The 22,006-nt window shown below is 28.1% G+C and carries 19 protein-coding genes; 17 read left to right on the plus strand and 2 right to left on the minus strand.

Features of this window, described 5'->3' with window-relative positions; genetic code table 11:
• The first annotated feature begins 72 nt into the window (after window positions 1-72).
• On the plus strand, window positions 73-261 hold the full coding sequence (locus CLTHE_RS14770) for a hypothetical protein (protein WP_002597012.1): 189 nt from the start codon (window positions 73-75) through the stop codon (window positions 259-261).
• Window positions 262-295: 34 nt separating this feature from the next.
• Here the strand turns inward: CLTHE_RS14770 and CLTHE_RS14765 are convergent, their stop codons facing one another.
• Entirely contained in the window at window positions 296-1,768 is a 1,473-nt protein-coding gene (locus CLTHE_RS14765; RefSeq protein ID WP_080024086.1) for a nicotinate phosphoribosyltransferase, read from the minus strand.
• A 108-nt stretch (window positions 1,769-1,876) separates the two neighbouring features.
• Here CLTHE_RS14765 and CLTHE_RS14760 point away from each other — a divergent pair, with 108 nt between their 5' ends.
• From CLTHE_RS14760 to CLTHE_RS14745, 4 genes are all read left to right on the plus strand, one after another.
• Window positions 1,877-3,886 carry an ATP-dependent helicase gene (locus tag CLTHE_RS14760; protein WP_143324093.1) on the plus strand — a complete coding sequence of 670 codons (2,010 nt, stop codon included), beginning with the start codon at window positions 1,877-1,879 and terminating at the stop codon, window positions 3,884-3,886.
• Between the two features lie 162 nt (window positions 3,887-4,048).
• Entirely contained in the window at window positions 4,049-5,230 is a 1,182-nt protein-coding gene (locus CLTHE_RS14755; RefSeq protein WP_080024088.1) for a M20 metallopeptidase family protein, read from the plus strand.
• 70 nt (window positions 5,231-5,300) lie between these two features.
• Window positions 5,301-6,272, plus strand: coding sequence for an RluA family pseudouridine synthase (locus tag CLTHE_RS14750; RefSeq protein ID WP_080024089.1), 972 nt, complete (start codon window positions 5,301-5,303; stop codon window positions 6,270-6,272).
• Between the two features lie 15 nt (window positions 6,273-6,287).
• Window positions 6,288-7,907 (plus strand): putative polysaccharide biosynthesis protein, encoded by a 1,620-nt coding sequence (locus CLTHE_RS14745; protein WP_080024090.1) that lies wholly within the window; start codon window positions 6,288-6,290, stop codon window positions 7,905-7,907.
• A gap of 48 nt (window positions 7,908-7,955) precedes the next feature.
• Here the strand turns inward: CLTHE_RS14745 and spoVB are convergent, their stop codons facing one another.
• The gene (gene spoVB / locus CLTHE_RS14740; RefSeq protein ID WP_080024091.1) at window positions 7,956-9,452 is read right to left on the minus strand and encodes a stage V sporulation protein B; all 1,497 of its coding nucleotides are present in this window, start codon (window positions 9,450-9,452) and stop codon (window positions 7,956-7,958) included.
• Window positions 9,453-9,615: 163 nt separating this feature from the next.
• Between spoVB and CLTHE_RS14735 the strand changes: the two genes are divergently transcribed.
• The 12 genes from CLTHE_RS14735 (at window position 9,616) to CLTHE_RS14680 (ending at window position 21,872) form a co-directional block, all read left to right on the plus strand.
• Window positions 9,616-10,911 carry a PQQ-dependent sugar dehydrogenase family protein gene (locus tag CLTHE_RS14735; RefSeq protein ID WP_080024092.1) on the plus strand — a complete coding sequence of 432 codons (1,296 nt, stop codon included), beginning with the start codon at window positions 9,616-9,618 and terminating at the stop codon, window positions 10,909-10,911.
• Between the two features lie 100 nt (window positions 10,912-11,011).
• Complete coding sequence (locus tag CLTHE_RS14730) at window positions 11,012-11,494, plus strand: hypothetical protein (protein WP_080024093.1); 483 nt, start codon at window positions 11,012-11,014, stop codon at window positions 11,492-11,494.
• A gap of 22 nt (window positions 11,495-11,516) precedes the next feature.
• The gene (locus CLTHE_RS14725) at window positions 11,517-13,172 is read left to right on the plus strand and encodes a B12-binding domain-containing radical SAM protein (RefSeq protein ID WP_080024094.1); all 1,656 of its coding nucleotides are present in this window, start codon (window positions 11,517-11,519) and stop codon (window positions 13,170-13,172) included.
• 183 nt (window positions 13,173-13,355) lie between these two features.
• Window positions 13,356-13,682 carry an ATPase gene (locus CLTHE_RS14720; RefSeq protein ID WP_080024095.1) on the plus strand — a complete coding sequence of 109 codons (327 nt, stop codon included), beginning with the start codon at window positions 13,356-13,358 and terminating at the stop codon, window positions 13,680-13,682.
• Window positions 13,669-15,618: a V-type ATP synthase subunit I gene (locus tag CLTHE_RS14715; protein WP_080024096.1), complete on the plus strand. Its 1,950-nt coding sequence runs from the start codon at window positions 13,669-13,671 to the stop codon at window positions 15,616-15,618. The genes CLTHE_RS14720 and CLTHE_RS14715 overlap by 14 nt, the downstream gene beginning before the upstream one ends.
• A gap of 25 nt (window positions 15,619-15,643) precedes the next feature.
• A complete protein-coding gene (locus CLTHE_RS14710) occupies window positions 15,644-16,135 on the plus strand; it encodes a V-type ATP synthase subunit K (RefSeq protein WP_002597024.1) in 492 nt (163 codons plus the stop codon).
• A 16-nt stretch (window positions 16,136-16,151) separates the two neighbouring features.
• Window positions 16,152-16,742, plus strand: a complete 591-nt coding sequence (locus CLTHE_RS14705) for a V-type ATP synthase subunit E (protein ID WP_080024097.1) — start codon at window positions 16,152-16,154, stop codon at window positions 16,740-16,742.
• Window positions 16,743-16,753: 11 nt separating this feature from the next.
• Window positions 16,754-17,755 (plus strand): V-type ATP synthase subunit C, encoded by a 1,002-nt coding sequence (locus CLTHE_RS14700; RefSeq protein ID WP_080024098.1) that lies wholly within the window; start codon window positions 16,754-16,756, stop codon window positions 17,753-17,755.
• Complete coding sequence (locus tag CLTHE_RS14695) at window positions 17,748-18,059, plus strand: V-type ATP synthase subunit F (RefSeq protein ID WP_040413892.1); 312 nt, start codon at window positions 17,748-17,750, stop codon at window positions 18,057-18,059. The genes CLTHE_RS14700 and CLTHE_RS14695 overlap by 8 nt, the downstream gene beginning before the upstream one ends.
• Before the next feature lie 17 nt (window positions 18,060-18,076).
• Window positions 18,077-19,855, plus strand: coding sequence for a V-type ATP synthase subunit A (locus CLTHE_RS14690; protein ID WP_080024099.1), 1,779 nt, complete (start codon window positions 18,077-18,079; stop codon window positions 19,853-19,855).
• Window positions 19,848-21,227, plus strand: a complete 1,380-nt coding sequence (locus tag CLTHE_RS14685) for a V-type ATP synthase subunit B (RefSeq protein ID WP_002597029.1) — start codon at window positions 19,848-19,850, stop codon at window positions 21,225-21,227. Before CLTHE_RS14690 ends, CLTHE_RS14685 begins: the two co-directional genes overlap by 8 nt.
• Window positions 21,228-21,230: 3 nt before the next feature.
• Window positions 21,231-21,872 (plus strand): V-type ATP synthase subunit D, encoded by a 642-nt coding sequence (locus CLTHE_RS14680; protein ID WP_002597030.1) that lies wholly within the window; start codon window positions 21,231-21,233, stop codon window positions 21,870-21,872.
• Window positions 21,873-22,006 lie beyond the last annotated feature (134 nt).

Below are 22,006 nucleotides of genomic sequence, written 5' to 3' on the forward strand. Positions count from 1 at the left end.
TACTTTATTTTTTGAGGAAAGTATTATATAATATTTATAAAATGGTTTCGTTTACAAGATGGAGGAGAATTTATGAGAAAATGCCCGTTTTGGTCATCAGATGAAAATTATACTGAATGCTTTTCAGAATGTGTCATGAATAAAGATGTAGAAAATGGAGATGAATGCGTTTTTATAAGTTATTTAGATTTAGATGATGGCTTTGGAAAACTAAGAATTGAAGATGTATTAAAAGAGGTAGTATTAGATATTGCTGAATAAAAAATATTAAAAAGAGACGTTAAAACGTCTCTTTTTAATATGCATTATTAGCAGCATGAAGTAATGTGTGTTTTAATGACCAAAGTTTGTGAGAAAGGTCAATATAATAAGTATGTGGATTTTCAAATCTAAGGATTTCAGACCAAAATCTATTTAACTCATTTTTAGCTCTATCCTTTGCTTCTAAAACTGTAGGGCATTCATAAACAAGATTACCTTTATCAAAAATTTTAACTGCTAAATCTTCGTAGTAGAAATTAGTTATAGTCTTATTCTTCCATGTATCACTTGGGTGAAAAATAGTAAGAGGTTTATTAATATCTATTTCTTCATCATTAAGAAGAATTAAATCAGCAATAGCCTTTTGTGAATTATTATCAAATAATCTGACAGTTCTTTTAAATCCTGGATTAGTTATCTTTTCATTATTTTCACTTATTTTAATTTTAGGAATTATTTCATTATCATTTTCTACAGCAACTAATTTATAAACTCCACCAAATACAGGTTCAGATTTAGCTGTTATAAGTCTTTCACCAACACCAAATGAATCTATTTGAGCTCCTTGAGCTAAAACATCACGTATTATATGCTCATCAAGAGAGTTAGAAACTACTATCTTACAATCAGGATATCCAGCTTCATCTAACATTTGTCTACATTTAGTTGTAAGATAAGTTATATCTCCAGAATCAATTCTTATACCAGTTGGTCTTTTACCTAAAGGTTTTAAAATTTCATCAAAAACTTTTATTGCATTAGGAATACCAGATTTTAATACATTGTATGTGTCAACAAGTAAAAGACAATTATCTGGATAAACTTCTGCCCATGCTTTAAAAGCTTCATATTCTGTGTCAAAAAGTTGAACCCAACTATGAGCCATAGTACCAATTGCAGGAATATTAAATTTTTGGTCAGCTATTGTACAAGCAGTTGAATCACAACCACCTATAATTGAAGCTCTAGCTCCATAAATAGCACCATCATATCCTTGAGCTCTTCTAGAACCAAATTCCATTACAGTTCTTCCTTTAGCAGCACGACAAATTCTATTAGCTTTTGTTGCTATTAAAGTTTGATGATTAATTGTAAGTAGAATCATAGTTTCTACAAATTGTGCTTGAACTATTGGCCCTCTAACAGTTACAAGAGGTTCATTTGGAAATACTGGTGTTCCTTCAGGAACTGCCCAAACATCACATTCAAATTTGAAGTTTCTTAAATATTCTAAAAAATCTTTAGAAAATATATTTTTACTTTCTAAATATTCTATGTCATCATTAGTAAAATTTAAAGATTGTAAATATTCTACAAGCTGCTCAACTCCAGCCATTATACAATATCCACCACCATCAGGGACACGTCTAAAGTACATATCAAAATATGCTATTTTATTTTGAAGATTTTTTGAAAAATAGCCGTTTCCCATTGTAAGTTCATAAAAGTCAGTTAACATGGTTAAATTTCTTTCATCTTTAATGTCGAAAATTTTATTATTATTCATGTCTATCTCCTTATAAAAATATTTAAAACTATTGTACATCTTTAAAAGAATTATTACAATATAGTTATTTGAATGAAATAATGGATATAATTTTAAAAGGAAGGTGATATTTTGATATTAGATAAAAACCAAAAAGAAGCAGTCTACGGAAAAGAAAAAAATATACTTGTAGTTGCAGCTCCAGGTTCGGGAAAAACTACAGTTATAATAAATAGAATAAATTACTTAATAAATAACTTAAATGTAGAAAATAAAAACATAGTTGTTATCACATTTACAAAGTCTGCAGCCTTAAATATGAAGGAAAGATATAAAAAGGTTTTTATGCGAAATTCAGCACCATTCTTTGGAACATTTCATGGATTATTTTATAAAATTCTATTGAGAGAAGGAATGAAAATATCTATAGTAGAAGAATATAAAACAAACAAATTAATTCAAGGAATTTTAAAAAATTATTTTGATGAAATAAATGATGATAAAGTAAAAGAAGTAAAAAATAATATTTCTCTTTTCAAAACTTCTAGAGTAGATATAAAAGAGTTTAAGCCAACTATAACAAAAAATATATTTGAAGAATGTTTATATACATATGAAAATTTCAAAAAAGAAAATGGACTTTTAGATTTTGATGATTTAGCAATAAAGACATTAGAATTGTTAGAAAATAATAGCAAGCTTTTAAATGGATATAGAGGATTATTTAAATATATGTTAGTTGATGAATTTCAAGATTGCGATAATTTGCAAGTTGAATTTTTAAAACTTATAAATAGTGGGGAAAACAATAATCTTTTTTGTGTTGGAGATGAAGATCAATGTATATATTCTTTTAGAGGATCAAAACCAGAATATATGGTAATCTTTAACCAGATATTTAAAGAGGGGAAAAAATACTTTTTAGAAACTAATTATCGAAGTGTTAAAAATATAATTGAAGGATCTAAAAATTTAATCTCTTCTAATATAAGTAGAAATGAAAAGAAAATACAAGCTTTTAATAAAGAAGAGGGAGAAGTTGAAATTTTATTTCCTTCTGATGAAAAAGAACAAAGTGATTTAGTTGTAAAAAAGATAAAAGAAAATGTTTGGAATAAGGATTATAAATTCGAAGATAACATAATTTTATATAGAACTAATGCAGAGGGAATGAGTTTTGTAGATGCTCTTACAAGAAGTAAGATACCTTTTAATATATTAGATAAAGAATATAATTTTTATGATCATTTTATATGTAAGGATATAATTGCTTATTTAAATTTAGCTTTAAATAGTAATAGTAAAACAGATTTTTTAAGAATAATAAATAGACCTTTTAGATATGTAAGTAAGGCAAATGTTGAATATGTTAGAAGTTATAGAGAAGAGAAAAATCCTTTTGACGTTTTAATTGAAAAAAAAGATATTCATTCATTTCAAAAAGGAAAATTAGAAGATTTAAAAAAAGATATAAACTATCTTTCTAAATTATCTCTCGGAAGTGCAATACAATTTATAATAAGTGATTTAGAATATATAGAATATTTAAAAGAATATGCAGAAAAATTTAGCCAAAGCTTAGATGATTTAGAAGAGATATTAGAAGAGTTTAAAATATTAGCAAGTGATTTTACAAATATATTAGATTTTTTTAATCATATAGAAGAAGTTAAAGAAGAAATAAAAAGTTCTAAAAACAAAGAGGAAAATGAAGATAGGGTTATATTAAGTACTATTCATAGAGTAAAAGGAATGGAATTTAAAAACGTATTTATAGCTAACTGTGTAGAAGATTCAATTCCTCATAGTTCTGCAAAGGAAAATATAGAGGAAGAAAGAAGAATTTTTTATGTTGGTATGACTAGAGCTATAGATAATCTTTATATGTTTTCTCCTAAAACTAAAGGTGGAAAAGTTAGAGATAGATCTAGATTTTTAGATGAAACAAAATTTGCTTTAAAAGAATTAGAGAATAAGGGATATGTAGTAGGAGCAAAAGTCTTCCATAAAGGTCGTGGAGAAAAAGGAATAATAAGAAAAATAGATGGAGATAGAATAACTATTTTACTTATGGATAGTGGTGAAAAAACTTTCAAATTAAGTATTCTTTTAGAGAAAAATCTTTTAAGATTAGAATAATTCATAAGTTGAAGCCTTAGAAAATATACTATATAATTTAAAATAAAGACTTATATTCAATATGAATATAAGTCTTTATTTACATTTCTTTAATAAGAATGAACCAAAATAGCAAAAGAATTATATCTTACTAAAGAATAAATAAAATTTAGGAGAAAAATAATGATAGATTTTTTAAATGAAGCAAAAGCTTTTAAAGATGAATTAATAGATATACGTAGAGATTTTCATATGCATCCTGAGTTAGGATTTGAACTTCCTAGAACTTTAGGAAAAATAAAAGAATTCTTAGATAATGAAGGAATAGAATACAAAGAATTTGGAATAAGTGGACTTTGTGGAATAATAAAAGGAGAAAAAGACGATAATGGAAAGGTAATAGGAATAAGAGCAGATATGGATGCACTTCCTATAGAAGATAGAAAAGCTTGTCCATATTCTTCAAAAGAAAAAGGAAAAATGCATGCATGTGGACATGATGCACATTCAACTATACTTCTTGGAGTAGCTAGAATTCTTAACAAAAATAAAGACAAATTTGGAGGAACAGTTAAGCTTTTATTTGAACCTGCTGAAGAAACAACTGGAGGAGCACCTCACATGATAAAAGATGGTGTTTTAGAAAATCCAAGAGTTCAAAAAATAATAGGTCTTCACGTAGAAGAAAAATTAGAAGTAGGAAAAATAATGATAAAAAATGGAATGGTAAATGCAGCTTCTAATCCTTATAAAATAACAGTTAAAGGACATGGGGGTCATGGAGCTAGACCAAACACAACTGTTGACCCTATAGTTATAGGAGCTAATATTGTCAGTACATTACAAACAATAATAAGTAGAGAATTATCTCCATTAAATCCTGGAGTTATAACAGTTGGAAGCTTCCATTCTGGTACAGCTCAAAATATTATTCCAGAAGAAGCACAAATAGAAGGAATTATAAGAACTACTACTCCAGAAGATAGAAAATATGTAACTGAAAGAGTTGTTCAAATTGCAGAAGGAATAGCAAAAGCATCAAGAGGAGAAGTAGAAGTATTAATAGAAGAAAGTTATCCTTGTTTAATAAATGAAGATAGTGTAGTTTCTCTTATAAAAAATAGTGCTAAGGATATAATAGGAGAAAAAAATGTATTAGAACAACCAAATCCAAGTATGGGAGTAGAAAGTTTTGCATATTTTGCAATGGAAAGAGACTCAGCTTTTTATTTCTTAGGAACTGGAAGTGTAGCTAAAGATAGCTTTAAACCAGCACATAGTAGTCTTTTTGATATAGATGAAGAGGCTTTACCAATAGGTGTTGCAATTCAATGTAAAGCAGCATTTGATTATTTGACATTATAGTAAATAAATATTAATCTATTTAGATGAGGAAAATGTTCACTAAAGAAGTAAAATAGGAGTTGATTAAGTAGTGAGAATTGAAATTGGTGCTAATGAGGCAGGCCAAAGATTAGATAAGTTCTTAAGAAAATTATTAAAAGATGTACCTTTAAGTGCAATTTTTAAGGCATTAAGAAAAGGTGACATAAGAGTTAATGGGAAAAAACAAAAAGAAAAGTATTCACTAGAATTAAATGATGTAGTGGAAATAAGATATATTCAAAGTAAAAAGGCAAAAGAAACTAACGATAATTTTATAAAAGTTGATGCAAAAAGAATGAAAATTTCTTATGAAGATGAAAATATGTTAGTTGTTGAAAAATGGCCAGGAATATTAGTTCATCCTGATAGCAACAAAAAAATACCAACACTTACAGACTATGTACTTTCATATTTAAATGAAAAAGGTGCATATCTTCCAGAAAAAGAGATAACTTTTACTCCAGCACCATGTAATAGATTAGATAGAAATACTTCAGGTATGGTTGTGTTTGGTAAAAGTTTTGAAGGATTAAAGGAATTAAATGAAATAATAAGAGAAGGTAAAGTTAAAAAATACTATAATACTATAGTAAAAGGAAGAATAAAAGATGGTCTTTATAAAGGATATATTTTAAAGAATGAAGATACTAATATATCAAGAATATTTGATAAAAAAGTTCCAGATTCAAAAGAGATTTCTATGGAAGTTAAAACAATACAATCAAATGGAGCATTTTCATTTTTAGAAATTGATCTAATTACAGGAAGAAGTCATCAAATTAGGGCACATCTTTCACATTTAGGATGTCCAATAATAGGTGATGAAAAATATGGAGATAAAAAGACCAATTCATTCTTCAGAAGTAAGTTTGGATTAGAATTCCAATTCTTATATGCCTATAAATTAAATTTCAAAAAAATTGATGGTAAAATGAACTACTTAACAGATAAAATAATAGTAGAAACATTACCACCTATATTTAAGAAAATCAAAAAGGATGTATTTAAATTTAATATTTAAATCAGGAGAAAGAAAATGAAGGAACAATCATCGGTTACAAAAGGATTTATGATACTTTCTTTTGCAGGGATAATATCTAAAGTATTATCAGCATTTTATGTTCCATTATTAACCAGAATAATTGGTACAACTGGAATGGGGATATATGGAAAGGGTTATGATGTGTTCATGTTTGTTTATGCAGTAACAACTATGGGATGTCAACCTGCCGTTGCAAAAGTAATTTCAGAATTAAAAGCCACTGGAAATGAGAAAGATTCAGAAAGAGCTCTTAAGATTTCAAGAAAGATGTTTGGATTAATTGGGGGAATAGCAGCAGTTTTAGTTATTATATTAGCTTATCCTGTTGCTAAATTTACAAATACAGAGCCAGCGGTTTTTTCTATTATGTTTTTAGGGCCAAGTGTATTTTTAACAGCTGTATTAGCTGCATATAGAGGATATTTCCAAGGTAGAGATATGATGCATGGAATTGCAATATCTCAAGTGTTAGAGCAAATCTTAAATGTGATAATAAGTTTATTATGTGCATTTTTATTTATGAAAATAAGCTTACCTTTAGGGGCTGCAGGAGGTACTGTTGGTACTTCAGTAGGAGCTTTAATTGCAGTAATCTATTTAATCTCTATTTATGAAAGAAAAATAAAAAGAAAAAAATTAAATACAGATGAAAATATAGGTAAGGATATTAGTGATCATGCTATTAAAAGAAAAATATTTGCATATGCACTTCCAATAACACTTATAGCAGGTATTCAAAACTTTGGTGGAATGGTAGATATGTTCAATGTAAATGATAGACTTTTACATGCAGGATTTAACTTAGATCAAGCAAATGCTCTATATGGATTATTTGTACAGTATAGAGTTTTAATTGGACTACCATTAATAATAATAACTTCACTAACAACAATTATACTACCTAGTATTGCAAAAAATTATGCTTTAAGAAATAGAAAAGCAATAATAAAAGAGATTAATTTTGGATTTAGATTAACTTTTGCTATAACAATACCAGCAGCAGTTGGAATGTCTTTGTTAAGTAAAGAAATCTATATGCTTCTTTTCAATACAGATAAAGGGTCATATATAATGATGTTAGGTTCCTTTATATTAATATTTATGTCAATTGCTCAAGTTCAATCATCTATTCTTCAAGGGATGAGTAAGTTTAGACCTTTAATAACAGCATTCTTTATAGGTGTAATATTTAAAGTTCTTGGAAACTATATATTCGTTGGAATACCTAAATTAAATATTATAGGTGTTTTAATTGGTAATTTCTTTTATTTTGCAGTTCCATCATTCTTATGTTATAAAACATTAAGGAGAACAGTTAAATATAGAATTCCTGTACTTAGAGTATGTATAAAACCTATTATTGCATCAATTGTTATGGGAATAGTTATTTTTGGATTAAAATTCCCATTAGAAAGTATAACTCTTATGGTAAGTTCAAGAATGATAAAATGGATATTTATTCTAGTATATACAATAATTCTTACGGGAATAGGAGCATTTGTTTATTTTATTGTTATGATAAAAATAGGTGGTTTAAGAAAATCAGACTTAGAATCAATGTCACCTAAAATATATAGACTAATACCAGGATTTTTAAGAAATCAAATGAGATAAATAACTTAAAAAAGGAGTAAATCAGAAATGATTTACTCCTTTTTTATATTAATCAGAACCAAATCTTGATAAATAAGTATAAATTGCAAATACTATAGCTACTATAGAAAGTGTTGTAAAAGTATTTAGAGTTATTTTAGTTACATTAATAAAAAGATTTATTAATAAGTAAATCAAAATACTTATTAAAGCGAATATAATTACATCAACAATAGAAATATTTATTTTTAAACATTTATCTACTTCGTATAAATTGATAGTTAAGCAAACTATTGAACTTATAAATAAAGTTATACTAAAACCATATACATTTACTTGTGGAATTGAAGTAAAGATAAATAATGATATAAGTTCTATTGAAGCTACTATAAGCGAATTCCTAACAATTATTCCTTGTTTATTCAATCCGTTTAATATTCCAAACATAGTTACTGATGAAAAATAAATTGGTGCTGATAATGAAGCCATTTTTATATATCCACCTAAATCATTTCTAGAATAAAAAATTTCTCCTAGATTTTGTGGGACAAGATTACAGATAACTGTAGTAGCAAGTCCTAATAAAAATGCAATTTTTAAAACTTTTTTTATCCTCATAGCAGCATCATAATTTCTACCTTGACTTAAAGTTTGAGAAAGGTCAGGAATTAGTAATGTATTTATAGTTCCTACGACTATAAGAGGAATTCCTATTAATGTCATAGCCATTCCAGTATATTTACCTATCATTCCAAGAGCTTGATTATAATCAAATCCTGCTACCATAAGTCTACGAGGAACAACCCAAGTAGACAAAGTAGAAAATATACCATTTAAAAATCCGTTTACGCAAAGTGGAAATGATATAACTAATACATTAAATAATAATTGCATTCTACTTTCTGTTTTAATATTAGGTCTATAAGGAAGTTTGTTTGTACATTTTTTATAATAGAAAAATAAAAATATTAGACTTTGTAACTCTCCAATAGCAAGAGAAACATAAGCAAGAGTAACTAACATAGCTAAATTATTTGTTTTAAAAGTATATAAAAGCAAAAATATAGTTACTAATCTCATAGCTTTTTCAAAAATATCAATTAGAGCAGGAATTTTTATTTTTGATGTTCCTAAAAAGTATCCTTTTAATATATTTGATAAAGAAATGAAAACCATAGCCGGACAGGCAACTCTTATAGCATTTATTGTTCTAATATCATGAACTCCAAATTTTGCAATTATAGGTGCAAAGAAAAATACAAAAATTCCTATTATAATAGCCCAAATGATATTGAATACAGAAACAGTCTTAATTGTTTTTGTTAAATTTTCATGTTCACCAGAATTATGATATACTGCAGCAACTTTAGAAATAGCTGCAACAATTCCTGATGTCATAAGACAAATAACAAGATGGTATATTGGTAGGACAAGATTGTACAATCCCATTCCTTCAGCCCCTAATACTTTAGATAAATAAATTGAAAATATAAATCCAAGAATACCAGTGGCAATATTTGATGCTGTTAATAAGAAAGAATTTCTAAAAAAATTATCCTGTTTCAAATATAATCACTCCTTTAACTACAATACATACTATTCTTAAAAAGTAAGAATTATACTGTAAATTAGAAAAAGATTATCTAAATAATTAGAATTAAGTTAATTTAGGAATATTTATAAAGCTAATTTAAATATAAATTAAAGAGGAAATTATAGGAGAGATGTTATGAAGAAATTTTTTAAGTATTCTTTGGCGAGTATTTGCATTGTTTTAATAGCTTTTGGAATTTATATTTATACTAGTGGATATAGAATAGAAGTACAGCAAAAAGGAATAAATAGTGATGTATTTTTGAAGGGATTTGAAAATGCTATTGAATTAGAAACAGATGAAAATGGAAATTATTTTGTATGTTATGAAAAAGAGATAGTTAAAATTAATTCTGATAATAAAACAGAAAAAATTTACACTAATAATAGTTTGGAAATTGAAGATGTACTTTATATGAAAGAAAATCTTCTTATATTATCAAAAGGAGACTTATTGAAATTTGATTTATCTAATGGGCATGTAGAGAGAATACTTAAAGATATTCCGTATGGTGGTGAAAATATAAAAAGAAAATTACTTGAAAAAGACGGAAAATTACTGTTATCAATAGGAACATATACTAACACAGGGATAGCTGAAGAAGGAGATATATTTACTAAAAGCTTTTGGGATAAAAGTCCTATAAATTTAACTCTAAATGGAGAAAATTATGGAAATGATAAAACAGGCGCTTTTAGAGAATATGGAAAAGAGAGCAAAGAAAATGAAGAGGTTAAAGCAGCTGCATTAGGTAATGGAGCAGTATATGAAGTCGATATAAATAGTAAGAAATCAGTTCTTTATTCAAGTGGAATAAAAAATATAACTAGTTGGGATTTAAATAGTAAAAATGAAGTTGTGTGTGCAGTTGAAGGATTAGAAGCTGAAGGAGTGAGAGGAGCTTTAAGAGACTCAGATTATATTTATAAAATAAATAAAGGGTCTTGGTATGGATGGCCAGACTATAGTGGAGGAGATAAAATAAGTTCACCTAAATTTTCAGATTCTAAAGAAATAGCACCTTTAATAAAATATCCTCCAGAAAAAAATGTTAAAGGTCCGTATTATGAGCATAATAAACTGAAAAGTATATCAGAGCTTGCAATAGATAAAAAGGGAATTTTATTAGAAAAAGATACAATAGTTTTCTTTGATAATTTAGAAAAGAAATTATATTCTATAGATAATAATAAAGTTGTAAAAGAAATTTTAAGTTTTGATAAGAATAGTAAAATAGAAAAAATAATTTTTTTAGATACAAAGTGTTTGTTATTAGATAGTAATTCAGGATATATATATAGTATACAAAAGGATAAAATGGCATTTATTAATGAAATACCTAAAAGTATAATAGTAATAATAATAACATTAGGATTAGTTATTATGTTAATTCTTGTAAATAAGGCTTTAAAAAGAAAAAATATAAAATAATTTAATTAAAGTATCTTCCTTTATTTAAAGAGAAGGTACTTTTTCTTTTAAAAAATGTAAAATAATGGTAAAATTAAATTATTTAAAAGGGGGAGAGTTTATGAAAAAAACAATTTTATTAAATTTAAGCAATTTAAAAATAGAAGGAGATGTTATAGATTATTCATTAGAAGATTTTTCTCTAATACAAAATGAAAATAATTCAGCTATAGATGAATTAGCAATTACTACAGAAGCTTCTAAATTTATAAATCAATATGATTCAGGGATTTTATTTTTTAACCTTAATAATATTTGGACAAAAAGCAAAAGAGAAGAAATAATAGATGATATTACGGATTATATAAAGAAAGATGGATATATATATATATGGGATTTAAATAAAAGTTTTGGAGAAATTGTAGATGTAGAACTTAAAGTTTTATGTCCTGATGATAATTTTAAAAAAGTAAGTGTAAAAAATAACAACATATTTGCATGTTTAAATATAGAGGAAATAGAAAAAATTCTTGAAAAAAATTGTAAAATAGAAGAAACTAAAGTTTGGGAGGATATGTTTTTTATAAAAGCCCAAAAAATTTAAAACGAAAAGAGGAATTATTTTAATGAAAATATTATTTACAGCAGTTAATTCAAAATTTGTACACAGTAATTTAGCAGTGAGATATTTAAAAGCATTTACTAAAGATATGGATTATGAAGGAAAGATAAGAGAATTTTCAATAAATGATAGAGAAGAAAAGATATTAGAAGAAATAATTAAAGAAAAACCAGATGTTGTAGCTTTTTCTACTTATATATGGAATGTTGAAATGGTAGGGAGATTAGCAGATTTAATAAAAAGAGTTGATGAAAATATAGAAATATTATACGGAGGACCAGAAGTTTCATATGATAGTACTATATTTTTAAAAGAACATATTGGTGATTATGTAATAGTAGGGGAAGGAGAAAAGACATTAAGAGAGTTTATAGAATATAAGTTAGGTAAAAGAGAAATAACTTCTATAAGAGGATTAGTTTATAGAGAAGATAAAGAAGTTAATTTTAATGGGAATAGACCTCTTATGTCATTAGATGAAATTGTATTTCCTTATGAAGAAGATGAAGATCTAAGTAATAAGATTGTTTACTATGAAGCATCAAGAGGATGTCCTTTTAATTGTAAATATTGTCTTTCATCAACAGTTCATGGAGTTAGATTTCAAGATATAGATAGAGTTTTAAAAGAACTTAAGTATTTTGTAGATAAAAAAGTAAGATTAGTTAAATTTGTTGACAGAACTTTTAACTGTAATCATAAATTTGCAATGGCTATATGGGATTTTTTAATAAAGCAAGATACAGAAACTCAATTCCATTTTGAAATATCAGCAGACATATTAAAAAATGAAGAAATAGAACTTTTAAGAAATGCACCAGATGGAAGATTCCAATTTGAAGTTGGTGTACAAACAACAAATGATGAAATTCTTCATAATATAAATAGATTTGTTAATTTTAGTGACATAAAAGAAAAAGTAGTAGAGCTTCTTTCATTAAGAAATATAAAACAACATTTAGATCTTATAGCAGGATTACCAGGAGAAGATTTTCAATCATTTAAAAAATCATTTAATGATGTTCATTCAATAAAACCAGAGGAAATACAATTAGGATTTTTAAAACTTCTAAAAGGATCATCAATGAGAGAAGAAAGTGAAAAATGGGGAATGAGATTTTCACAATACCCTCCTTATGAAATATTAAGTACAAATAATATAAGTTATTTTGAGTTATTAGAACTTAAAAAAGTTGAACACATGGTAGATAAATATTATAACAGTGGAAAATTTAATTATACTTTAGAATACTTCTATCCAAAATTTGAAACTCCATTTGATTTCTTTTATTCATTAGGAAAATTCTATGAAAGTAAAGGGTATTTTGATAGAAGTATAGGAAATAATGAATATTATAAATTATTTTTAGATTTTACAAATGAGATATTAAAAGAAGATAACACAAGATTAAAAGAAATAATAAGATATGAATATTTACTTCATAATAAAAAAAGAGGAATACCTGAATTTTTAAAGGGTAACATAACTAAAGATGAAGAAAGAGAGATAAAAGAAAGATTAAGAGAAGAATATTCTTTTAGAGAATATTTCATAGAAAAATTTACAATAGATATTGAAAGCTATACAAAATGTGGCGAAATATACGATAAAGATACATATTCGTTACTAAATAATAATAATAAATTCATATTTTTATAATTAAATAATATAAATTCGTTAAAATTTTGGAATGTTAATCCTATATTAATAAAATTCTATAAAAATTAAGAAATTTATTGAAATTATTCTTAAAAAGTGTATAATGTAATTAAAGAGTAATTAATACTATATAAAGTATTAATTTATATATTTTTTTTAATTACTAGTAAAGGTGGTGAGATTTTGGCATTAGAGGCAATTAAAGAAGTTAAAAAAGCAGAAAGTACAGCAGAAGAGTTAATTAGAGATGCAAATACAAAAGCAAAAGAGATGATTCAAATAGCTGATAAAGAGGCTTTAAACGAATATAATGAAGTCTTAAATGAAGCAAAAAAGGAATGCGAAAATATTATTAATAATGCAATCCAAGAAGGCAATAAAGAGGCAGAGCCTATTATTGCTAAAGGGGAATCAGAGGCAAAAGAGATTTTAAATGTATCCAATGATAAAAAAAAGGATGCAATGAAATTAGTGATTGAGAGGATAGTGAAGACAAATGGCAATAGTTAAGATGAATAAATTCACCTTACTAACCTTTGAGTCTAAAAAAGATGCTCTATTAGAAAAATTACAAGGGTTTTCAGAAGTAGAATTTATAGATTTACAAAATGAAGATTACTTAGAAGAAAATAAAGAGTTAAGAGAGCTTTCTAAGGATACTGTTGATGAAGAGTTTAGTAATTGTGAAGAAGAATTATCCAAAGCAAAATTTGCTCTTGACTTCTTAAAGGGTTATGTGCCTCAAAAATCAGGATTGAAAGCAATGAAAGAAGGAAAAAAATCCTTAAGCCAAAAAGAGCTTCAAGATAAAGTTTTAAATAGTAACTGGCATGAAGTTTATGATAAGGTAAAGGAAAAAGAACTTCAATTAATAGAATTAGATAATGAAATTACAAAGTTAGAAACTGAATGTGCATTATTAAAGCCATGGGAAGGCTTAGATGCATCCTTTAGTGACATAAATAGTTTAAAAACTCCACATTTCATAGGAAGTGTAGCTAAAAATTATGAAGAAGCTTTAGTAAGTGAATTATCAAATTGCTACCTTGAAATAATATGCAGAAATAATCAAGACATTTTCTTTTTCGCATTATCTAATGAAGATAACAAAGAAAAAGTTGAAGAAGTTTTAAGAGGATTTGGATTTAGTCAATTCAAAATGGATACTGGCGAAATTCCAATGAATACAATACACACAGACATGGATAGAATTGAAAAAATCAAGTCTGAGAAGTTTTTTATAAAAGAAGAATTAGCAGCACTTGAAGAAGGGTTAAATAAGCTAGAGCTAGTTTATGAATACTATCATAATATTTACACAAGAAAGCTTGCTAAAAATAACTTCTTAAAAACTAACAATACTGTAGTAATACAGGGATGGATACCTGTAGAAAAAAATGAAGAATTATCTAATATAGGCAAAAAAGTACTTGGGGAAGATTATTACTTAACTTATGAAGAAGTTAAAGAAGAAGAAATACCAAATGTACCAATAAAACTTAAGAATAATTCTTTAAATAAATCATTTGAAAATATTACAGAGATGTATAGTTTACCAAGATATGATGATATTGACCCAACACCACTTTTAGCACCGTTCTTCTTATTATTCTTTGGAATGATGGTTGCGGATATTGGGTATGGATTATTAGTGCTTATAGGTTCTTTAATAGCATTAAAAGCTTTTAAATTAGAGGAAAAGCAAAGACAATTTGCTAAATTTTTCTTCTGGTTGAGTTTCCCAACAATTGCATTTGGAGCAATATATGGGGCATTCTTTGGTGATTTAATACCACTTCCAGCACTTATAAATACAAAAACAGATGTAACTACTATTTTGGTTATGTCAGTAGTATTTGGTGTAATTCAAATATTCTTTGGATTAGGAATTAAAGCTTATGTTTTAGTAAGATCAGGAAAACCACTAGATGCATTTTTTGATGTTGGTTCATGGGTAATAACTCTTGTATCAATAGGAGTTTTTGCTTTTGGAAAAATGAATGGAAATGGATTAGTTGGAAATATTGGAATGTGGTGTATGATCTTTGGTATGGTGCTTATCGTACTTACACAAGGAAGACAAATGAAATCAAAAGGTGGAAAGATAGGTCAAGGGTTATACGAATTATATGGAATAACAGGGTATATCGGAGACTTAGTTTCTTATACAAGACTTATGGCTTTAGGGCTAGCAGGTGGTTCAATAGCAGGAGCATTAAATCTTATTATAGGGATGTTCCCAGGAGTAGCATTAGTAATTTTTGGTCCTATTGTATTTATTTTAGGACATGTATTTAACTTAGGTTTATCATTACTAGGTGCTTATGTTCACACATGTAGATTAGAGTATGTTGAATACTTCTCAAAATTCTATGATGGTGGAGGAAGACCATTCAAGCCATTTAAGACATTAGACAAGTTTATAGACATTAAAAAAGAAAGTTAGTTTTTATTAATTAGGAGGATTTAAAATGGAAAATACATTTACAACATGGATTGAGTTTTTTGGAGCAAATGGAGGAATTATATTTGCTGCATTAGGAGTAGCATTAGCAGTAGGATTATCAGGAATAGGTTCAGCTAAAGGAGTTGGTCTAGTAGGGGAAGCAGCTTCAGGATTAATGACAGAAGAACCAGAGAAATTTGGTAAAGCGTTAGTTCTTCAATTATTACCAGGTACTCAAGGGTTATATGGATTCGTTATCGGATTATTAGTTTACTTAAAAATCGGTGCTGGTATGGACTTTAAAACTGGTTTATTCTTATTCTTCGCTTGTTTACCAATAGCAATTGCTGGTTTATTCTCAGGTATAGCTCAAGGTAAAGTTGCAGCATCAGGTATTCAAATATTAGCTAAAAAGCCAGAGCAAACTACAAAAGGAATCATATTTGCGGCAATGGTTGAAACTTACGCATTATTAGGATTCGTTGTATCAATCTTATTAGTATTCAGCGTTAAATAGTTAGGGATGTGAAGATATGTCAAATGTTAATAATCTAACTTCTAAAATCTTAAAGGATGCAGAAGAAAGAAAAAGTAGCATATTAGCTAAGGCAGAAGAAGAAAAAAATAAGATAATTACTAAAAAAAGAGATGAAGCTAATAGGCTAAAAACTTCAATGATAGAAAAAGCAAAATTAGAAAGCGCTACAAGAAAAGAAAGAATACTTTCAAGTGCTGAATTAAAGGTTAGAAATGAAAAGTTACTTTCAAAGGGGAAGGTTATTGACGAAGTATTTAATATGAGCGTGGAAAACCTATGCCAAATGAATGAAAATGACTTTAGAAATTTCGTTAAAAGTTCTATATTAAGTTTAAATATAGAAGGAGACGAAAATATAATTTTAAATGTAAATGGAAAGAAAGCAATAAATGAAGCTTTCGTTAAAGAAATAAATAATGAGCTTAAAGATAAAGGAAATCTTAAATTAAGTCAAAGTGAAGGAAAATTTAGAGGTGGCTTTATCTTAGAAAAAAATGGAATAGAGATAAATTATACATTTGAAGCTCTAGTTCAATCACTAAGAGAAGAGCTTGAATTTGAAGTAGCAAACATACTTTTTAATTAAGGAGGATTAATATGGATTCAATGAAATTTACTCAAGTTATACCAAGACTTAGAGTATTAGAAACAAGACTCCTTGATAAATCAAAACTTGATAGAATGATAGATGGTAATTCAGCAAATGAAGCTCTAAAAGTTCTACAAGAATCAGAATATGCCAACGTAATGACAGGTATAAAAAGAGCAGAAGACTATGAAGAAATATTAAGCAGTGAGCTTAAGAGAGTGTATGCACTAATGTATAGTGCATCACCTTCAAAATCTTTAATAGATATAATGAGTTTAAAATATGACTACCATAATATAAAAGTTATTTTAAAAGGAATAATCTTAAGAAAAGATTTTAGCAATATGTTAATTCCAGTTGGAAAAATGGAATTAAGCAAGCTTAAATACATGGTAGAGAATAATAACTTAAGAGATTTACCTATTAGAATGAAGGAAGCTGTAATAAAAGCTAATGAGGATTTTGAAGTAAATAAAGATCCTCAAAGAATAGATATTATATTAGATAGATTTATGTTCTTAGAACTTCATGATATAGCTAAAGAGATAAATGATAAATTTGTAGATAAATACCTTAGAGTATTAGTGGATTCTACTAATTTAAAAACGCTTTTAAGAGTTAAGAAACAAAATAAAGGAAGAGATTTCTTAGAAGAAGTTATTATAAAAGGCGGTTCAATAGACAAAGAGGTTTTAAAAGGGCTTCTTACAGATTCAATTGAAAATATAGTTTCAAAATTATCACATACTGATTATGCAGAAATGTTAAGAGAAGGAATTGATGAATTTACAAAAACGAATTCAGCAAGTCTATTAGAAAAACTTGTAGATAACTATATAATGAAACTTATGAAAGAAGCAAAATTTATACCATTTGGACCAGAACCAGTACTTGCTTATATCTATGCAAAGGAAACAGAAATAAAAGTTGTTAGAATAATAATGGTTGGTAAATTAAATAATATTGCATCTGAAGTAATAAGAGAAAGGTTGCGTGATATTTATGTCTAAGAAAATCGGAGTTGTTGGAGATAAAGATTCAGTTTTAGCATTTAAAGCTTTAGGAATAGATGTATTTCCAGTAGTTGAAGATGATGAAGCTAGAAAAACAATAGATAAATTAGCAATGAGTGATTACGCAATAATATTTGTAACTGAACAAGTTGCACAAAATATAGAAGAGACTATTGAAAGATACAATAGAGTAACTCTTCCAGCTGTAATATTAATTCCAAGCAATCAAGGATCATTAAATATAGGAATGCAAAGAATTAGCGACAATGTGGAAAAAGCCGTTGGTGTTAATATCTTATAGGAAGGTAGGTCGGTAAGGTGAAAATCGGAAAGATAATTAAAGTTTCAGGACCATTAGTAGTTGCTGAAGGTATGGATGAAGCTAATATATATGATGTATGTAAAGTAGGAGAAAAAGGTCTTATCGGTGAAATCATCGAAATGAGAGGAGATAAGGCTTCAATACAGGTTTATGAAGAAACTTCAGGTATAGGTCCTGGAGATCCAGTTCAAACTACTGGAGAACCATTGAGTGTTGAACTTGGACCAGGTCTTATTGAATCAATGTTTGATGGAATACAAAGACCACTAGATGCATTTATGGAGGCTGCTCAGTCGCCATTTTTAACAAAAGGTGTCTCAGTTAAATCATTAAATAGATCAAGAATATGGAAGTTTGTTCCTACAGTAAAAGAGGGGGACGAAGTTGAAGCTGGAGATATAATTGGAACAGTTCAAGAAACAGCAGTTGTTCTTCATAAGATTATGGTGCCATTTGGTGTTAAAGGTACTATTAAAAGTATAAAAGCTGGAGAGTTCAATGTTGAAGAAACTGTATGTATAGTAAACACAGAAAAAGGTGATAAAGAACTGTCAATGATGCAAAAATGGCCAGTAAGAAAAGGTAGACCATATGCAAGTAAAATGAATCCAGTAGCTCCAATGGTTACAGGACAAAGAGTTATAGATACTTTCTTCCCAGTTGCTAAAGGTGGAGCAGCAGCAGTTCCAGGTCCTTTCGGAGCAGGAAAAACAGTTGTTCAGCACCAAGTTGCTAAATGGGGAGATACTGAAATAGTTGTTTATGTTGGATGTGGAGAGCGTGGAAATGAGATGACAGACGTTCTTAATGAGTTCCCAGAACTTAAAGATCCAAAGACTGGTGAAAGCTTAATGAAGAGAACAGTTCTTATAGCTAACACTTCAAATATGCCAGTTGCTGCCAGAGAAGCTTCAATTTATACTGGTATAACAATAGCAGAATATTTTAGAGATATGGGTTATTCAGTTTCAATAATGGCTGACTCTACATCAAGATGGGCAGAAGCATTAAGAGAAATGTCAGGAAGACTTGAAGAAATGCCTGGAGATGAAGGATATCCAGCATATCTTGGTTCAAGACTTGCAGATTATTATGAAAGAGCTGGAAAAGTTATTTGTCTTGGAAAAGATGGAAGGGAAGGAGCTGTTACAGCAATTGGAGCAGTTTCACCTCCTGGAGGAGATATTTCAGAGCCAGTAACGCAATCAACTTTAAGAATAGTTAAAGTATTCTGGGGATTAGATGCAAATCTTGCATATCAAAGACACTTCCCATCAATTAACTGGTTAAACTCATATTCATTATATGCAGATAACATAGATGCTTGGATGGATGAAGAAGTTGCAAGCGATTGGTCATCACTTAGAACAAAAGCTATGTCATTACTTCAAGAAGAATCAAACCTTCAAGAAATTGTTAGACTTGTTGGTATAGATGCTCTTTCAGAAGGAGATAGATTAAAATTAGAGGTTGCTAAGTCATTAAGAGAGGATTATTTACAACAAAATGCTTTCCATGAAATTGACACATATGCTTCTTTAAATAAGCAACACAAAATGTTAAAACTTATACTTCAATTCCAAGTTGAAGCTGAAAGAGCTTTAAAAGCAGGAGTTTATTTAGATAAAATCCTTAAAATGGATGAAATAAGAGATAAGATTGCGAGATCTAAATATATATCAGAAGAAAACATTAATAAGATAGATGAAATAGGCGTTGAATTAACTGCTGAAATGGATAAATTAATCAGTGAGGGAGGGGTTCTAGATGCTTAAAGAATATAGAACAGTAACAGAAGTTGTAGGACCTTTAATGGCGGTTGAAGGCGTTGAAGGAGTTAAATACGACGAGTTAGTTGAAATAGAATTACAAAATGGAGAAATGAGAAAAGGTAAAGTACTTGAAGTTAATGGTTCAAAAGCTATGGTACAGATTTTCGAAGGTTCTTCAGGAATTAACTTAAAAGGAACTAAGGCAAGATTTTTAGGAAGACCTCTTGAATTAGGTGTTTCAGAAGATATGCTTGGAAGAGTCTTTGATGGAATGGGAAGACCTAATGATAATGGGCCAAAAATAATTCCAGAAAAAAGACTTGATATAAATGGAGAAGCTATAAATCCAGTTGCTAGAGATTATCCATCAGAATTTATTCAAACTGGTATATCAGCAATTGATGGATTAAATACTCTAGTAAGAGGACAAAAATTACCAGTTTTCTCAGCTGCGGGACTTCCACATGCTCAACTTGCAGCTCAAATTGCAAGACAAGCAAAGGTTTTAAATTCAGATTCTAAATTTGCTGTTGTATTTGGTGCAATTGGAATAACTTTCGAAGAAGCACAATTTTTCGTAGATGAATTTAAAAAGACTGGAGCTATAGATAGATCAGTTTTATTTATGAACTTAGCTTCTGATCCAGCTATTGAAAGAATAGCTACTCCAAGAATGGCATTAACAACTGCTGAATTCCTTGCTTATGAAAAAGGAATGCACGTACTTGTTATCTTAACTGATATAACTAACTATGCTGAAGCATTAAGAGAAGTATCAGCTGCAAGAAAAGAAGTTCCAGGAAGAAGAGGATATCCAGGATACTTATACACTGACCTTTCAACATTATATGAAAGAGCAGGAAGACTTAGAGGTAAAGAAGGATCAATCACTCAAATTCCAATTCTTACAATGCCAGAAGAAGATAAAACTCACCCAATTCCAGACCTAACTGGATATATTACAGAAGGACAAATAATTCTTTCAAGAGAATTATATAAGAGAGGAATTATGCCTCCAATAGATGTTTTACCATCACTTTCAAGACTTAAAGATAAAGGAATTGGAAAAGGTAAGACAAGAGAAGATCATGCTGATACAATGAACCAATTATTCTCAGCTTATGCACAAGGTAAGCAAGCGAAAGAATTATCAGCTATCTTAGGTGAATCTGCATTATCAGATACAGATAAAGCATTTGCTAAATTTGCAGAGGCTTTTGAAAATGAATATGTTTCACAAGGATTTACTGCAAACAGAACTATAGAAGAAACATTAAATACAGGTTGGAAATTACTTAAGCTTCTTCCAAAAACTGAGCTTAAGAGAATTAGAGATGAATATTTAGAAAAATATATGCCAAGAGAGGAAGAATAATCTATGGCAAGATTAAATGTTAATCCTACAAGAATGGAGCTTTCTAAGCTGAAGAAAAGATTAACTACAGCTACAAGAGGGCATAAGCTTCTAAAGGATAAGCAAGATGAGTTAATGAGACAATTCATCAATCTAGTTAAATATAACAATACAATAAGACAAGAAGTTGAAAAAGAACTTCAAGGTTCTTTAAAAGATTTTGTTATGGCTAGAGCTGTTATGAGTTCAGAGTTTCTAGAGGAAGCAATTGCTTACCCAAAAGAAAATATCACAGTAGATGTTGGAAGTAAAAACATAATGAGTGTTAATGTACCTGTTATGAATTTTAAAAGACAACTAGAAGGTGATGAAGGAAGCATATTCCCTTATGGATTTGCCAATACATCATCAGAATTAGATGATGCGTTAACAAAACTTTATGGAATAGTTCCAAAACTTTTAGAATTAGCAGAAGTAGAAAAGTCATGTCAGTTAATGGCTGATGAAATTGAGAAAACAAGGAGAAGAGTTAACGCCCTTGAATATATGACAATACCTCAATTACAAGAAACTATCAAGTATATTAGAATGAAGCTTGATGAAAATGAAAGAAGTGCTTTAACAAGACTTATGAAAGTTAAGAGCATGATAGAGCAAAGAGGTTAATGTTTTTAATTAAAAGAAAAATATTCATATTTTTTAAAATACTCTAGATTTTTCTAGAGTATTTTTAATTAAAAGAAAAATATTCATTATAATATTACAAGTAAATTAAAATTATGATAAATAATTGCGAATAA

This window comes from Clostridium thermobutyricum DSM 4928 (assembly GCF_002050515.1).
GTDB classification, from domain to species: Bacteria; Bacillota; Clostridia; order Clostridiales; family Clostridiaceae; genus Clostridium; species Clostridium thermobutyricum.

Bases quoted from the DNA above. Each gene is read 5' to 3' on its own strand.
- CLTHE_RS14705 (WP_080024097.1), top strand. From the start codon at position 16,152: ATGTCAAATGTTAATAATCTAACTTCTAAAATCTTAAAGGATGCAGAA.
- CLTHE_RS14700 (WP_080024098.1), top strand. From the start codon at position 16,754: ATGGATTCAATGAAATTTACTCAAGTTATACCAAGACTTAGAGTATTA.
- CLTHE_RS14730 (WP_080024093.1), top strand. From the start codon at position 11,012: ATGAAAAAAACAATTTTATTAAATTTAAGCAATTTAAAAATAGAAGGA.
- CLTHE_RS14710 (WP_002597024.1), top strand. From the start codon at position 15,644: ATGGAAAATACATTTACAACATGGATTGAGTTTTTTGGAGCAAATGGA.
- CLTHE_RS14735 (WP_080024092.1), top strand. From the start codon at position 9,616: ATGAAGAAATTTTTTAAGTATTCTTTGGCGAGTATTTGCATTGTTTTA.
- CLTHE_RS14755 (WP_080024088.1), top strand. From the start codon at position 4,049: ATGATAGATTTTTTAAATGAAGCAAAAGCTTTTAAAGATGAATTAATA.
- CLTHE_RS14745 (WP_080024090.1), top strand. From the start codon at position 6,288: ATGAAGGAACAATCATCGGTTACAAAAGGATTTATGATACTTTCTTTT.
- CLTHE_RS14695 (WP_040413892.1), top strand. From the start codon at position 17,748: ATGTCTAAGAAAATCGGAGTTGTTGGAGATAAAGATTCAGTTTTAGCA.
- CLTHE_RS14715 (WP_080024096.1), top strand. From the start codon at position 13,669: ATGGCAATAGTTAAGATGAATAAATTCACCTTACTAACCTTTGAGTCT.
- CLTHE_RS14725 (WP_080024094.1), top strand. From the start codon at position 11,517: ATGAAAATATTATTTACAGCAGTTAATTCAAAATTTGTACACAGTAAT.
- CLTHE_RS14680 (WP_002597030.1), top strand. From the start codon at position 21,231: ATGGCAAGATTAAATGTTAATCCTACAAGAATGGAGCTTTCTAAGCTG.
- CLTHE_RS14765 (WP_080024086.1), bottom strand. From the start codon at position 1,768: ATGAATAATAATAAAATTTTCGACATTAAAGATGAAAGAAATTTAACC.
- CLTHE_RS14685 (WP_002597029.1), top strand. From the start codon at position 19,848: ATGCTTAAAGAATATAGAACAGTAACAGAAGTTGTAGGACCTTTAATG.
- CLTHE_RS14770 (WP_002597012.1), top strand. From the start codon at position 73: ATGAGAAAATGCCCGTTTTGGTCATCAGATGAAAATTATACTGAATGC.